The sequence below is a fragment of the Allosphingosinicella sp. genome (assembly GCF_036387215.1).
Taxonomy (GTDB): Bacteria; Pseudomonadota; Alphaproteobacteria; order Sphingomonadales; family Sphingomonadaceae; genus Allosphingosinicella.
In genome coordinates, this window is the sequence record NZ_DASVUE010000062.1 from 1 (window position 1) to 14,293 (window position 14,293).

Consider the following 14,293-nt stretch of genomic DNA (forward strand, 5'->3'; position numbering starts at 1 on the left):
GGGGCAGGTCGCGATCGGCTTCGTCGTCGCACTGAATTACCGCAACCCCTATCTGTCGCCCTTCGAGGAATTTCAGCGCTTCAAGCAGCACCCGGCGGTGCGCGAGATCCTGGAGGGCGGCCGCCGAGTCAGCTACGGCGCTCGTGCGATCAACGAGGGCGGTTACCAGGCCATCCCGAAGCTCCATTTCCCCGGCGGCGTCCTGATCGGCTGTTCGGCGGGTTTCGTGAACGTACCGCGCATCAAGGGCAGCCACACCGCGATCAAATCCGGCATGCTCGCGGCCGAGGCGGCGTTCGAGGCGATCGGCGCTGATCGCAGCAACGACGACCTCACGGCTTATGAAGACTCCCTGCATAACAGCTGGGTGGCGGACGAACTGAAGATGGTCCGCAACGTGGAGCCGATGGTCGCGAAATTCGGCGGAGCGCTCGGCACATTGCTCGCCGGCACCGACATGTGGATGCGGTACCTGAAGATCGGGCTGCCGTTCACGATGCGCCACCACCCTGACAACGAGAGCCTGTGGCGGAAGGACATGGTGAAGCCGATCGACTATCCGAAGCCCGACGGCGTCATCAGCTTCGATCGCTTGTCCTCGGTCTTCCTTTCCAACACCAACCACGAGGAAGATCAGCCCGTCCACCTGACGCTGAAGGACCCGTCGATCCCGGTCGAGGTGAACCTCGAAGACTATGCCGGCCCCGAGCAGAGATACTGCCCCGCCGGCGTCTACGAATATGTCGAGGAAGGCGGGCGGCCGCGGCTCCAGATCAACGCCCAGAATTGCGTCCACTGCAAGACCTGCGACATCAAGGACCCGACGCAGAACATCAACTGGGTCGTCCCGGAAGGCGGAGGAGGCCCCAATTACCCCAACATGTAAGCACTGGATGGCGGGCGCCGCCGCGGCGATATTCCTCTGGGGCGCGACTGGAGCGCAGGCGAGCACCGACGACCGCGCTCTCCTCAGCGCCTGGGCGAAGGCCCGGGCCGCCGACACCGCCGGCGCGGCCGGGGAGGCTGCTCAGAGCTATGCCGCCGCGCTCGCGCTCTCGCCCGACAACGAGGTGCTGGCCGTGCGCGCGCTCAGCCAGGCGATGTCGGCGGGGGACCGCCAGCTCGCCGTCCGGGCCGCTCGGATCCTGGAGCGGAAGGGCCAGCTCGCGCCTGACGCATCCTTGCTTCTCCTCGGTGAAGCGCTGCAGGCGAAGGACTGGAAAACCGCCGGCACTTATGTCGACCATGTCCAGAAGGACCAGATTTTCGCCTTCATGGCGCCGGTGCTGCGCGCATGGGTGGCGTTCGGCTCCGGCAAGGGCGATCCGCTGGCGCTCCTCGGCGTGGCGGCTTCGGACCAGCTCGCCGCCGGCTACGCCGCCGAGCACAGGCCGCTTCTGCTTCTTGCCGATGGCAAGACCGAGCAGGGGATTAGGGAGCTTACCCCGGTGCTGGAAAGCGCCGGCGCGCGCGCACCGCGCCTTCGCCTCGCCGCTGCGGCTACGATCCGCAAGCGCGACCGCAAGGCGGCGCTTGCGCTTCTGCAGGGCCGGGGCGAGGTGTTCGAAGCCGCCCGGAAGCAGATCGAGGATCGGAAGCGGCTCCCCGGCGCCGTCGACAGCGCGGCCGCCGGCGTCGCCCACTTCCTCGTCCGTCTCTCGCTCGATCTCAACACGCAGGAAGTGGCGGACGTCGCGCTCACCTATGCGCGGCTCGCCACCTTCCTCGCGCCCGACAATGCGGAGGGGTGGCAGGTCGCAAGCTCGCTGCTGGCCGCGCAGGAGCGCTGGGACGAGGCGATAGCCCTCCTCGACAGGATCCCGCCGCAGGACCCGGTCTATCCGCTCCTCGCCGACCGCCGGATCAGGCTGCTTTCCGGGAGCGGCAAGGGTGAGGCGGCGCTTGCCCTTGCCAAGGCCGCGGCCGAAGCGCCCTCGGCGGACGCCGCCGATTGGTCGCGCCTTGGCGAGGTTTATTCCGACCTCAAGCGCCACGAGGAAGCGGCGGCCGCTTACGATCGGGCGCTCGAGCTTGCGAAGGGCGGCAAGCCGGGCCAGCCCGAATGGACGCTGTGGCTGATGAAGGGCGCGGCGCTCCAGCAGGCGGACAAGTGGCCTGAGGCCAAGGCGGCTTTCGAGACGGCCAACAAGCTTCAGCCGAACCAGCCGCTCGTGCTCAACTTCCTGGGATACGGCCAGCTGGAGCGGCGCGAGAATGTCGAGGAGGCGATGCGGCTCGTCGCCGAGGCGAGCAGGCTCGAGCCCGACAGCGCCGAAATCACCGATTCGCTCGGCTGGGCGCATTATCTGCGCGGCAATCTCGGCAGCGCGATACCGCTCCTTGAGAAAGCCGCGGCAGCGCGTCCGGCGGACGCCGAGATCAACGAGCATCTCGGCGACGCCTATTACAGCGCCGGCCGCCGCTACGAGGCGCGCTATGCGTGGAAGGCGGCCCTGCTCAATGCCGAGGGAAAGAGCGCCGAGCGGCTCAAGGCGAAGATCGGGACCGGCCTGACTCCGCAGCTCGCTTCTCCCTAAATGGAGGAAATCGCACCGGCGAAGATCAACCTCGCGCTGCACGTGCGGGCACGGGAGCCGGACGGCTATCACCGGATCGAGACCCTGTTCGCATTCGCGGAGGACGGGGACCTTCTGAGGGTTCGCGAAGGCGATGGGCTGAGCCTGGAGGTCACCGGGCCCTTCGCCGGCGATCTGGCGGGGGAGCGGGACAATCTCGTGCTTCGCGCAGCCGCGGCGCTTCGGGCGCGGACGGGAACGGTCAAGGGCGCCGCGCTGACGCTCCACAAGCGGCTGCCGGTGGCGTCGGGGCTCGGCGGCGGTTCCGCCGATGCCGCCGCGGCGCTTCGGCTGCTCTCCCGCTGGTGGGAGGTCGAGGCGGGCGAGACGACTCTGCTCGAAATCGCGAGGCCGCTCGGCGCGGACGTTCCCGCCTGCCTGCTCGGCCGGACCTGCCGGGGCGAGGGCAGGGGCGACGACCTCATTCCGGTGGACGGCTCCAGCATCGCGGGAGCGCCGCTGCTGATCGTCAACCCGCTGGTGCCGGTGCCGACGGGGCCGGTGTTCGCAGACTGGGACGGGGTGGATCGGGGGCCGCTCGGCCACGACACGCTCCTCGGGGGGCGAAACGACCTCGAAGCACCGGCGGCGGTGATCGCGCCCCCGATCCGCGACGTGCTCGCCGCGCTTGCGGAAGGGGCCGGCGTCCTCCTCAGCCGAATGTCCGGCTCCGGCGCCAGCTGCTTCGCGCTTTATGGATCGGGGGCGGCGAGGGACGTAGCGCGGGAGCGGATCGCGGCGCTCCATCCCGGCTGGTGGCAGCTCTCCACCCGTCTCCGCTGACCCGCGCGTGCCGCAACGGCACAGAGTTCCAGCAGCCTTAACCATCGTCACCCGCAGCCTGCCGTTGTGGCACGGCTCTTGCTCCCGGATCCGCGACGGGTCGAAGCGCAGGCTCCCGCCGTGCCCACATCCGCGCCTGGTCCCTGCCGCTTCGGCGGCAAGCGCCACGCTCTTTCTCGGCCGGGCTCCCTTGCGGGATGCCCGGCCTTTTTTTACGCCGCTGCGCATGTTCGAGCTCGAGACCGAGGGACCCATAGCGACGCTCCGGCTTCGCCGCCCGGAGACGCGGAACGCGATCCCGCTCGAAGGCTGGGCAGCCCTGGCCGATCGGGCGGGGGAAGCGGCGCAGGGCGGCGCGCGGGCGCTCATCCTTGCCGGGGAGCCGGGCGGCGCCTTCTGCGCCGGCGCCGATCTTGCCAGCTTCGACGCCTTTCGGGACGATCCCCAGGCACGTACCGGCTTCCGCCTCGCCATCAGGAACGGCCTCGACCGCTTCCGCGACGTGCCGATCCCCACGATCGCCGTCGTCGAGGGCGCAGCCTACGGTGCTGGCGTGGCGGTGGCGATGGCCTGCGACATCAGGATCAGCGGCCCCGGCGCGCGCTTTGCGGTAACGCCGGCCAAACTCGGCATCTCATACCCGCAGGAGGACGTGCACCGGCTCGTCAGCCTCGTCGGGCCGGGACAGGCGGCGCGGCTCATGTTCGGCACCCAGCCGATCGACGGCTCGGAGGCGGAGCGGATCGGCCTCGTCGAGCTTCACTCCACCGACGCTCCGGCAGCGGCGCGGGATCTTGCGCAGGCGATCGCCGCCAACGCGCCTCAGAGCCTCCGGACGCTGAAGCGCGGCATCGCCCTTGCCGCCGCCGGCGCGGCCCGGGACGAGGAGCAGGACCGGGTCTTCGACCACCTCCTGGGCTCCGATGCTCTCTTCGACCGGCTCGCCGCGCACAGGAGCCGCCGCTCGTGACGCGCTTGCGTCGCTCCCGGCCATCCGCCAAGCAGCCGCCGATGAGGATCGCGCCCGCACTCCTGCTTCTGCTCGCCGCCTGCAGCGACCCCAAGGAAGCCACCGACCGCGCCCTTGCCGCAGCTGAGGACAAAGCGGCGGACGACGGCCGGATCGAATGCGCGGCCGAGGGCGCCGAGGCGTTCGAGCGCGTCTGCACGATGGAGCGGGTGAAGGGCCCTGAAGGCACGACGCTTACCATCCGCCACCCGAGCGGCGGCTTTCGCCGGCTGCTCGTCACCACCGACGGCCGCGGCGTGATCGCGGCTGACGGCGCGGATCCGGCGGTCGTCTCCGTCGTCTCCGGCGACCGCATCGAGGTGGCGCTGGCCGGCGACCGCTACCGGCTGCCGGCGACCGTCAAGGGCGGCGGCCGCTAGCCGCGTGCCACGTCCGATCCTCACCGCCGGGGAGATGCGCAACGCCGAGGCGGAGGTGATCGCGGGCGGCGTCTCGGTCGAAACCCTGATGAACCGCGCCGGCACCCTTGCCGCCGAGGCGGTAAGAAGGTTCGCCGGGCCCGTTCCGACGCTGGTCCTCTGCGGCCCCGGCAACAATGGCGGCGACGGCTATGTCATCGCCCGGATCCTCCGCGACCGCGGCGCGAAGGTGCAGGTAGCGGCGCTTGGCGAGCCGCAGAGCGAGGCAGCAAAAGCGGCACGCGCGGCCTGGAACGGGGAGGTGGAACCGCTCCAGAGCGCCGCCGCCGCGCCGCTGCTCGTCGATTCGCTGTTCGGCACCGGCCTCCGGCGGGGCCTCGATGAAGCAGCCTCCGCCGCGCTGCTCCGCCTCGCCGCAAAAGCACGGGTGAGGGTGGCGGTCGACATGCCGAGCGGCGTCTCCACCGACGACGGCGCAATCCTGTCCCCGATCCCGGATTACGATCTCACCGTCACTTTCGGTTCCCTGAAGCCGTGCCACCTCCTCCAGCCCGCCGCCCGGCACATGGGCCGGATCGTCGTCGCCGACATCGGCGTGGCCGCCGATAGCGGGCTCCACGAGGTTGGGCGGCCGGAGCTGGCGGCGCCGGGCGCTGACGACCACAAATATACCCGCGGCTATGTCGCCGTCGTCGCGGGCGAAATGCCCGGCGCCGCTGCTCTTGCTGCATCGGCTGCGGCACGAGCCGGGGCCGGTTACGTCCGGCTGCTCGCGGACGGACCCGTAGCCGCAGTCCCGCACGCCGTCGTGCAGGGCGCCGACTCTACGGTGGACGATCGCGTCGGCGCAGTTGCGCTCGGGCCCGGCCTCGGCCGCTCCGCAGCCGCCACCCAGCTTTTCGAGCGCATGCTCCGGACTCCGAAGCCGTTGGTGCTCGATGCCGATGCGCTGCACCTGCTGGGCCAGGCGGGCCCGGAGCGGCTCAGGCCGCTCCCGCAGCCGCCGATCCTCACTCCGCATGCGGGCGAGTTCGCCAGGATGTTCGGCACCCTCGCCGGAAGCAAGGTCGAGCAGGCGAGGGCGGCTGCGGAGCGCGCCCGGGCGGTGGTCGTTTTCAAGGGTGCCGACACAGTGGTCGCCGCGCCCGACGGCCGGGCCGCGATCGCTCCGCCCGCTTCGGCCTGGCTCGCCACGGCCGGTACGGGCGATGTGCTGACGGGCATCATCGCGGCGATGCGCGCCAGGGGGCTGGAGCCGTTCGAGGCGGCTTGCGCCGGCGTGTGGCTGCACGAGCGGGCGGCGGCGCTGGCGGGGCCGGGGCTGATCGCCGACGACTTGCTCCAGCATTTGCCCGCCGCCTTGGCCCAGTGCAGTGAGTGAACCGATCGTCCGCATCGCCTCGCGCGGCGACGGAGTCACCGCGAGCGGCCGGCATTTCCCGCTCACGGCGCCGGGCGACCTGGTTGCGCCCGACGGCTCGATTACCGCGGGGCCGCATCGCATCGTGCCGCCATGCCGTCACTTCCCCGAATGCGGCGGCTGCCAGCTCCAGCAGCTGGATGACGAGGCGTTCGGCGCCTTCGTCGTCGACCGCGTCGCCTCCGCGCTTGCGGCGCAGGCACTGCCGCTGCCGGAGGTCCTCCCGCCGCACATCTCGCCTCCGAACAGCCGCCGCCGCGCATCGCTCAGCGCCGAGCGGCGGGGCAAGCAGGTGCTGCTCGGCTTCAACGCCGAGGCAAGCCACCGCATCATCGACATGCGCGAATGCCACATCCTCCGGCCGGAGCTGTTCGCTCTCGTGGCCCCGCTTCGCACGCTGATGGGCGAGCTGCTCGGCCCCCGCGGCAACGGCGGCGTCCGGATGACGCTCTCCGATCAGGGGCCGGACGTGCTTCTCGAAAAGGTGGATGTCGAAGGCTTGCAGGCGACCGAGGCGCTCGCCGCCTTCGCCGAGGCGCACAGCCTTGCCCGTCTGGCGCTCGACGACGGCTACGGCGCCCAGACGCGCTGGGAGCCGGAGCCGGTGACGATCACTTTGGGCGGCGTCCCCATTGCCCTCCCCCACGGCGCCTTCCTCCAAGCGACGCGGGAAGGGGAGGAGGCGCTGGTCTCCGCCGTCCGCTCGGCTGTCGGCCCCGCCCGCATCGTTGCGGACCTGTTCGCCGGCCTCGGCACATTCGCGCTATCGCTGGAAGGCCGCATCCTTGCCGCCGAAGGCGCGCGCGACGCCGCGCTGGCGCTGAAATCGGCGGCCAATCGGGCTCAGCGGCAGGTCTTCGTCGACCACCGCGACCTCTTCCGCCGCCCCTATGACGAAAAGGAGCTCGGCCGCTTCGAGGCGGTGGTGATCGACCCGCCCCGGGCCGGCGCCAAGGAGCAAATTCCGCTGCTCGCCCGCTCAGCCGTCCCGCGCATTGCCTATGTCAGCTGCAACCCCGCCACCTTTGCCCGCGACGCCAAGGCGCTGATCGACGGCGGCTACACGCTCAATTGGGTGAAGCCGGTCGGCCAGTTCCGCTGGTCGACCCATGTCGAGCTTGCCGCCTGCTTCAGCCGCTAGCGCCTCAGCGTGAAGCTTAGGGCGGCGCCGATATCCTTATTCGCCGCTTCGATGTGGCCCGGATCGGTGCGGAGGAAGGCGTTGATGCCGAGATCGCCGCCGAGCAGCCGCACGCCGTAGGCGAGCTCGTAGTCCATCTCCCGGCCCGTTGGAGCGAGGCTGAAGAAACGTTGCTCGTAGCCGACCGCCTGCGTCGCATAATCGTAGCTGACCGGCATCTTCAGATCGAAGCCGCCGCTCGACACGCGAAGCGGCTGCGCCACCCGCAAAGCCAGTTTGTCGCCGGCGGCCAGCATGCCCGTCCTCCAGAGGTCGAATGCGAAGGCGTCCGTCTTGAGCCGGGTCTTCGACACGAGCGCACCCGACCCCGCCATCCTCGTCCATCCGCGGCGGTAGCTCGCAAAGGCGCCCCAGCCCCGGCCGAGGTCGAAGGTAGCAGTGCCGTCCACGAACGAGCTCGTCGAACCGGCGCTCGAAAAGGCGGAGGCGAAGCGGGCGCCGAGCAAGGTCTCCTCCTCCCTCAGCCGCGATGCGCCGAGGCTCAGCCGCGATCGGCCGACCTTGCCGTCCACCGTGAACGAGCTGATGCTGTAATCCGGCGCGGCGAGCCTGCGGCGGAGGCCGGTATCCACCGACTTGCCGCGCTCGCTGACGGCGGTGAGGGCGAACGGCCCCAGATCCTGCCTCACCCCGATGCTGGTATTCGAGTCAGGGTGGAAGCCGGCGCGGCTCATCGGGTCGCGGGCGACGAGGAAGGCGTTGCCCCATTGCCCGGCGAGCTGCTGCTGGAGCATCCGCCCGCTTTGCGAGAAGCCGAATGCGAGCGCGGTCTTCGGCGTCAGCCGGCTGATCGCCGTGCCTGCCATCGCTTTTGCCCTGCGGCTGTCTTCATAGCCGAGGTTCGTCTGCGCCATCCCGACGATCGGCTCGCCCCGCAGATCGTGCCGCACCGTCAGCGTGACCGCCACCGGCCCCGCGGCCGCGGCGGCGGTGCGGTAGATTTGGCCGCCGATCGCCTGGTGGAGCGGCTTCTCCTGCGGAAGGCGCGCCAGCGTCTTGCCGAGATCGATCGCATAGGCGCGCGAATAGCCGTCCAGGATGATCGCACCGCCGCCGCGCTTCGGTGATGCATCGCCCATCGGCCCGGAAAGCGCGCCGTTATTCGCCAGCGAAACGGGTACCGCGCTGCCGGCCAGCGCCGTCGTTCCCTGCGGCTGGAACGCGCGCCCGACATTGAGGATGCCGCGGCCGAAGATCGGGTCGGCGCCGGCGGCTCCGGCATCGTCGGCGCTCTTCAGGAGCAGGTCGACGATCTGCGCGCCGGTGAGGTTCGGGAATGCGCCCGCGAGCAGCGCCGCCGCGCCGACGATCGTCGGTGCGGAAAAGGAGGTGCCGTTCGGGTTGACCGGTTGCCCCTGCGGGTTGACCGTGGCGTTGCCGCGGCCGAGCGCCGCCAGATAATATTGAGCGCTGACGCCCGAGCCTGCCCGGTTCGAGAAGCTGCTGATGTTCCTGTTCGAATCGATCGAACCGGCGACGATGAAGAGCCCGCTCGATCCCCCGTCCTTCACATTGCGGACGGCAAAGGAGTTGGGATCGGCGGTTCCCGAGTTGCCCGCCGACATCACCATGATGATGCCCGCGTCCATCGCGCGCTTGATCGCGCCGAAAATCTCCTCGGTCATGCCCTCTTCGCTGCCGAAGGACATGTTGATGATCCTGGCGCCGTTGGTGCGGGCATAGTCGATGGCGACGGGCAGGGAGTCATCGAGGAAGCAATCCTGCCCGGGCTTGCATCCCGCCGGGTCGCCGACGTTGAGCGAAAGGATCGTCGCCTCATAGGCCACGCCCTGCATATATTTCCCGTCGCGATTGGCCGCGATGATGCCGGAGACCATGGTCCCGTGCCCGTCGGTGTCGACGAGGCCGCGATTGGCTGCGATGTCCCGGCTGGCGGGATCGAGGCGTCCGGTAAATTCCGGCAGGGTTGGATTGATGCCCGTATCCATGACGGCGACCTTCACGCCCTTGCCGGTCGCTCCCGCCTGATAGGCAGGCAGAGCGTTCGCGACCGTCGCTGAATTGGATGCCTGATATTCCGCATCGTTCAGCGGGCTGGACGGCGGAGGAGGCGGCGGCGGAGGCGGGGGAGGAGGCGGCGGCGGGGGAGGCGGTGGCGGCGTCGTTATGGGAGCCGGGCCGCTGCCGCCCCCGCCGCCGCATCCGCCGAGCATGAGAGCGGCGACGCAGGCTGACATGATAAGCGCCGACTTGGTTCTTGCCACCTTCTGATCCTCCCTGTTGATCCGAGACTATGCCTTTTTTCGAGGATCAGGAAGCGGAGAGGAGCACCATCGCCGCGTGCAGCGTCAGCGCCGCCAGGCACAATGAGGCGCCGATGAACAGGTAGAAGCGCCACCGCACCACATTGGTCGTCGCCTGGACGAGGCTGTGGGCTACCCGGAACGCGACATAGGCCCAGGCGAGCCAGAGGTTCGCGCCGCCGCCATGGCCGAGCAGGGCAAGCGTCAGCGCGATCGCGTAGAACAGCGTCGGCTGCTCCATCAGGTGGTTGTAATTGTGCGCCTTCCAGTTGACGTGATCCTCGACCACGCCTTCGAGGCTCCCCGTCCTGCTTCCCACGCGGCCCTTGAGGCTGATCCCCTTCCGCTTCATGGCCGGAAAGCGGACGGCGTACATCCAGACCATCATCACCAGCGACCAGGCGACGAGCGCCACCACCGGCGCCAGAATTGCGTGCGATCCAAGCATGAAAAGGCACCTCCCCCGCCTCCGGGGAAGGTGCCTTCATTCGCCTCATGAGGTCAATCGCGGTTTAGCCGAACAGCTTCGCGAAGGCGCGCTTGGCGCGGGTCTTCCAGTGGCCGCGATGATAGGCGTCGGAGGCGAGCAGCGGGAGGACGCTGGTCGCTTCGGCAAAAACCATCTGCTCCATCGCGGTCGAGACCTTGCCCCAGCTCGCCGCTTCCTGCAGCGTCGAGGAGGAGCAGGCGCCGTCGCGGACGTCGGCGACCGTGATCTGCACCGCATATTTGTGCACTTCGACATCGTCATGGCCGAGGATCTCCGCGCAGACGACGGTGTCCTGCGTGAAGTTCTTCGGAACGCCGCCACCGATCATCAGGAGGCCGGTCGTGCCCGCCTCGATCTTGAGCTGTGTGAGCTCGCGGAAGTCGGCGATCGCGTCCAGCACCATGTACTGGCGGCCCGCCTTCATCGCGTCCACCTGGTGCTTGACGAGGCCGAAGCCCGCCGAGGAGTCGACGAACGCCGGGCAGAAGATCGGCACGTCATGCTCGTAGGCGAGCTTGACGAGGCTGTTCTCCTTCTTGCCGTTCTCCATCAGCCACTTGCCCATCTCCTTGATGAACTCGCGGCTGCTGTACGGACGCGGCTCGAGGCTGTTGGCGATGTCGCCGATCGTGTGATCGGTCTCCTGCAGCTTCTCCTCGTCGATATAGGTGTCGTAGATCCGGTCGATGTAGAGCGAGCGGAGCGTGTCATCGTCCGGAATTTCAAGCGCTTGATAATGCTTGTGGCCAAGCGCTTCGAAGAAATCCATGTCGACGATGGTGGCGCCTGTGGCGACGATCGCATCCACCATGTTGTTCTTCACGAGGTCGGCATAAAGGTCCATGCAGCCGCCGGCCGAGGTTGAGCCCGCAATCACCAGGATCACCGAGCAATCCTGGTCGGCGAGCATCGTGTTGTAGATTTCCGCGGCACGGCCGAGGTCGCGGCTGGTGAAGCTCATCTTCTTCATTGCATCGACGATCGGGCGCGCGTCGAAGCTCTTGATGTCGATATGCTCGACCTCGGTTCCGAGCAGCTCTTGCTTGCGGGTGTCGTTGATCTTGGTCTGGTCGTTCATCTTAGTCTCCAATATCCGCGACACGCCGGCAGTGCCGGGTCCTTCGGAGCCATTGCTGGTTCACAGATTATGGACGGGAGCCGGGCTCCCGAAGGCCACACAGCTCACCGTCCGTCTACAAAAACGCGGCTTGCTTAAAGCTGAACCACGTTGTTCCTCAGGGCCTCATGGGGCGTTCCGCCGTAGAGGCTGGCCATCGGCTCATCCTCGACCACGATCTTAACATCGGACCCGAAGCCGTTGAAAGCCGTGCGCATCGCGCAGCCATAGGCTCCGAGCATCCCGATCTCGACATAGTCGCCCGCGGTGACGTCGGCCGGAAGCATGAACGGCCCGGCCATATGGTCTAGATCATCGCAGGTGGGGCCGTAGAAGCTGAACGCCATGTCCTTGGTGTCGGACTCGTCGCCGCGGATCAGCTTCACCGGGAAGCGCCAGCCGATATGCGCCGCATCGAACAGGGCGCCGTACGCGCCGTCGTTGATGTAGAGCTCCTCGCCGCGGCGCTTCTCGACGCGGACGAGCACGCTCGCATATTCCGCGCATAGCGCCCGGCCCGGCTCGCACCAAAGCTCGGCCGAATAGGAAATCGGCAGGCTTTCGAAGGCGTTGTGGATCACTTCGAAATAGGCCTCGAGCGGCGGCGGCTCCATTCCCGGATAGGAGGAGGGGAAGCCTCCGCCGACGTCGACGATGTCCACCGTCACCGCCGCCTCGACGATCGCCGCGCGGACGCGTGCCATCGCCTCGGCGTAGGCAGCCGGGGTCATCGCCTGGCTGCCGACATGGAAGCAGATGCCGAGCGCGTCCGCGGCCTGGCGGGCGGCGAACAGCAATTCCTTCATCTCGGACGGATCGGCGCCGAACTTCGAGGCGAGGCTCAGCTTCGAATGGTCCGACGAGACCCGGATCCGGACGCAGAGATTGAGGTCCACCGCGTGGCCGGTCGCCCGCAGGATCTTCTGGAGCTCGTCCATGGTGTCGAGCGAGAAGGTGCGGACCCCATGCTCGAAATAGGCCTCGGCGATCGCTTCCTCGGCCTTCACCGGATGCATGAAGCATTGCACCGCCTGCGGCAGCGTCCGAGCGACCATCCGCACCTCGGCGATCGAGGCGACATCGTAATGCGTGATTCCGCTGTCCCACAGGATCTCGAGCAGATCGGGCGAGGGATTCGCCTTCACCGCATAGATCGAGCGGCCCGGAAACTTCTCGACGAAGAAACGGGCGGCGCGTCGTGCGGCATGCGGACGAAGGAGCGTGACCGGCTGGACAGGACGCTGGCTGGCGATTGCAGCAGCGGCGGCAGTGCCGGAGCGGGGCGAAGCTAGCCCCAGCGCGTTATGATGGCTGTGCAATTCAAGGGACCTCCAACGGGTAGTGGCGACAAAGGCTGCCTTGCGGTTATTGGAAGTCCCCTTGGGGCAGCGGGGCGCGATATATGGGCCTCGAACCCCCGTGTAAAGACCTGCATTTTCGCTAATGTCGCCAGAGTGTTAGCTCTTGTCGGCAAGGCGATTTTCCGGTCGTCGGAACGTGGCTCGGCCGAGGTGATTGGAGATTCGTGTGGTAAGAGAGAAGCCGGACAGAGCGGGAGTGGAGGCGGCGGCGCGCCGTATCGCGGGCGAAGTGGTGAGGACTCCGCTGCTTCCGGTGGAGATCGGCGGCGTCTGGCTGTGGGTGAAGGCGGAATGTCTTCAGCGCGGCGGAAGCTTCAAATTGCGCGGTGCCGCGAATCGGCTGATCCAGCTGAGCGACGAGGAGCGTGGGCGTGGAGTGGTCGCCTTCTCCTCCGGGAATCACGGTCTCGGCACAGCGTTGGCGGCACGCAAGCTTGGCATGTCCGCGATCATCGTCATGCCTTCGGACGCTCCCGCGGTGAAGCGGGACGCTATCCTCGCGGCCGGAGCCCGGATCGTGGAGATGAACCGCGCCACCGAAAGCCGCGAGGAGATCGGCGCCCGGCTGGCCGAGGAGACGGGCGGCACGCTCGTCCCGTCGTTCGACGATATCGACATCATCGAGGGCCAGGGCAGCGTGGGCGTCGAGATCGAGCACCAGCTCGGGCAGGCGCCGGACAAAGTAATCGTCCCATGCGGCGGCGGCGGCCTCTCCGGCGGCATCGCGCTCGCGCTCCCCGATTCGGAAATTGTGATCGTCGAGCCTTCGGGCTGGGACGACATGACCCGCTCGCTCGAGCGCGGGAGCATCGTACCGGTGCCAGACGACGCCCCCGTCACGCGCTGCGACGCGCTCCAGACCAAGCTCGTCTCGCCGCTGACCTTCGGCGCCCTCCGCGACGCCGGCGCCCGCGGCGTGGCGGTCACCGAGGATGAGATCGCCGCTGCGATGGCCTTTGCGGCTCGTCAGCTCCGGATCGTCGCCGAGCCCGGCGGCGCCGTTGCCCTGGCCGCGGCGCTCGCCGGCAAGACGGGGCCGCTTACGGAGCGCACCGTCATCGTCGTCTCAGGCGGGAACGTGGATCCGCTCGTCTATGCGGAGATACTGAGGGCTCAGGCGGCCGAGGCGCCGCGCTCGTCCTGACGCGCGAGGGCAGGGGAGATCGCCTCCATCTGCCGCGTGATCGCCTCCAGCTGCGAAGCCATGGACCGGAGGTCGGCCGCATAGGCCTCGGCATCGAAGCCCGGCTGCGCGAGCGAGGCGGCGTCGATCAGGCTGTCGAGCATCGTCGAAATGCTCGGCAGGATCGCCTCCTCGATCTGCGAGAAGGCGTGGTCGATCTCCGGGCGTGGAAGGCTTGCCATGCCCGAAGCCTAGGCAATCACGGTTAACCGATCGTAAAAGGCCGCCTGCGCTTCTCCGCGGGCGCGGAAGATGCGATGGGAGCGCCGATGCACGCCGCCTTGCTCTCGATCCTGATGATCGCCGCCTTCCTGCTCGGCGCGGGCGGCATGTGGCTGATCGCCAGACGCCGCGATCCGAAGAAGGGGCTCCTGATGCTCTTCGCCGCCGCCGTCTTCCTCGGCAACGTCCTCATCTGGACTGTTTGAAGCTCACTTGATCGGGCAGCTCGGGTCCAGCCGCATGTCGAGATAATCGTCCACCGCCTTCATCAGCTGCGGCATCTCGTT

14 protein-coding genes are annotated in these 14,293 nt (G+C 68.4%); 9 read left to right on the top strand and 5 right to left on the bottom strand.

Annotated features, from left to right (window positions below; all coding sequences use genetic code 11):
• The 7 genes from VF662_RS02890 to VF662_RS02920 all read left to right on the top strand — a co-directional run.
• Positions 1-886, top strand: an 886-nt coding sequence (locus tag VF662_RS02890) for an electron transfer flavoprotein-ubiquinone oxidoreductase (RefSeq protein WP_464137489.1), incomplete at its 5' end; no start/stop codon positions are given.
• A 7-nt stretch (positions 887-893) separates the two neighbouring features.
• A complete protein-coding gene (locus VF662_RS02895; protein ID WP_464137490.1) occupies positions 894-2,537 on the top strand; it encodes a tetratricopeptide repeat protein in 1,644 nt (547 codons plus the stop codon).
• A complete protein-coding gene (locus VF662_RS02900; RefSeq protein WP_464137492.1) occupies positions 2,538-3,359 on the top strand; it encodes a 4-(cytidine 5'-diphospho)-2-C-methyl-D-erythritol kinase in 822 nt (273 codons plus the stop codon).
• A 226-nt stretch (positions 3,360-3,585) separates the two neighbouring features.
• The gene (locus VF662_RS02905; protein WP_464137494.1) at positions 3,586-4,329 is read left to right on the top strand and encodes an enoyl-CoA hydratase/isomerase family protein; all 744 of its coding nucleotides are present in this window, start codon (positions 3,586-3,588) and stop codon (positions 4,327-4,329) included.
• A gap of 41 nt (positions 4,330-4,370) precedes the next feature.
• Positions 4,371-4,748 (top strand): hypothetical protein, encoded by a 378-nt coding sequence (locus VF662_RS02910; RefSeq protein WP_464137495.1) that lies wholly within the window; start codon positions 4,371-4,373, stop codon positions 4,746-4,748.
• Between the two features lie 4 nt (positions 4,749-4,752).
• Positions 4,753-6,129, top strand: coding sequence for an NAD(P)H-hydrate dehydratase (locus VF662_RS02915; protein WP_464137496.1), 1,377 nt, complete (start codon positions 4,753-4,755; stop codon positions 6,127-6,129).
• A complete protein-coding gene (locus VF662_RS02920) occupies positions 6,122-7,309 on the top strand; it encodes a class I SAM-dependent RNA methyltransferase (RefSeq protein ID WP_464137498.1) in 1,188 nt (395 codons plus the stop codon). Before VF662_RS02915 ends, VF662_RS02920 begins: the two co-directional genes overlap by 8 nt.
• Here the strand turns inward: VF662_RS02920 and VF662_RS02925 are convergent.
• From VF662_RS02925 to VF662_RS02940, 4 genes are all read right to left on the bottom strand, one after another.
• The gene (locus tag VF662_RS02925; RefSeq protein ID WP_464137500.1) at positions 7,306-9,594 is read right to left on the bottom strand and encodes a S8 family peptidase; all 2,289 of its coding nucleotides are present in this window, start codon (positions 9,592-9,594) and stop codon (positions 7,306-7,308) included. The two genes, VF662_RS02920 and VF662_RS02925, sit on opposite strands and share 4 nt — an antisense overlap.
• A 46-nt stretch (positions 9,595-9,640) precedes the next feature.
• Positions 9,641-10,081: an MAPEG family protein gene (locus VF662_RS02930; RefSeq protein ID WP_464137502.1), complete on the bottom strand. Its 441-nt coding sequence runs from the start codon at positions 10,079-10,081 to the stop codon at positions 9,641-9,643.
• Positions 10,082-10,145: 64 nt separating this feature from the next.
• Positions 10,146-11,201, bottom strand: a complete 1,056-nt coding sequence (locus tag VF662_RS02935; RefSeq protein WP_464137504.1) for a 1,9-bis(guanidino)-5-aza-nonane synthase — start codon at positions 11,199-11,201, stop codon at positions 10,146-10,148.
• Between the two features lie 134 nt (positions 11,202-11,335).
• Positions 11,336-12,559, bottom strand: coding sequence for a type III PLP-dependent enzyme (locus tag VF662_RS02940; RefSeq protein WP_464137506.1), 1,224 nt, complete (start codon positions 12,557-12,559; stop codon positions 11,336-11,338).
• A 208-nt stretch (positions 12,560-12,767) separates the two neighbouring features.
• Between VF662_RS02940 and VF662_RS02945 the strand changes: the two genes are divergently transcribed.
• The gene (locus VF662_RS02945) at positions 12,768-13,745 is read left to right on the top strand and encodes a threonine ammonia-lyase (protein WP_464137508.1); all 978 of its coding nucleotides are present in this window, start codon (positions 12,768-12,770) and stop codon (positions 13,743-13,745) included.
• Here the strand turns inward: VF662_RS02945 and VF662_RS02950 are convergent.
• Complete coding sequence (locus tag VF662_RS02950) at positions 13,715-13,966, bottom strand: hypothetical protein (protein WP_464137510.1); 252 nt, start codon at positions 13,964-13,966, stop codon at positions 13,715-13,717. The genes VF662_RS02945 and VF662_RS02950 overlap by 31 nt on opposite strands.
• 87 nt (positions 13,967-14,053) lie before the next feature.
• Here VF662_RS02950 and VF662_RS02955 point away from each other — a divergent pair, with 87 nt between their 5' ends.
• Positions 14,054-14,212 (top strand): hypothetical protein, encoded by a 159-nt coding sequence (locus VF662_RS02955; RefSeq protein ID WP_464137512.1) that lies wholly within the window; start codon positions 14,054-14,056, stop codon positions 14,210-14,212.
• Positions 14,213-14,293: the final 81 nt, after the last annotated feature.

Coding starts and splice junctions, on each gene's coding strand:
- VF662_RS02930 (WP_464137502.1), bottom strand. CDS start 10,081: ATGCTTGGATCGCACGCAATTCTGGCGCCGGTGGTGGCGCTCGTCGCC.
- VF662_RS02900 (WP_464137492.1), top strand. CDS start 2,538: ATGGAGGAAATCGCACCGGCGAAGATCAACCTCGCGCTGCACGTGCGG.
- VF662_RS02955 (WP_464137512.1), top strand. CDS start 14,054: ATGCACGCCGCCTTGCTCTCGATCCTGATGATCGCCGCCTTCCTGCTC.
- VF662_RS02905 (WP_464137494.1), top strand. CDS start 3,586: ATGTTCGAGCTCGAGACCGAGGGACCCATAGCGACGCTCCGGCTTCGC.
- VF662_RS02910 (WP_464137495.1), top strand. CDS start 4,371: ATGAGGATCGCGCCCGCACTCCTGCTTCTGCTCGCCGCCTGCAGCGAC.
- VF662_RS02895 (WP_464137490.1), top strand. CDS start 894: ATGGCGGGCGCCGCCGCGGCGATATTCCTCTGGGGCGCGACTGGAGCG.
- VF662_RS02935 (WP_464137504.1), bottom strand. CDS start 11,201: ATGAACGACCAGACCAAGATCAACGACACCCGCAAGCAAGAGCTGCTC.
- VF662_RS02950 (WP_464137510.1), bottom strand. CDS start 13,966: ATGGCAAGCCTTCCACGCCCGGAGATCGACCACGCCTTCTCGCAGATC.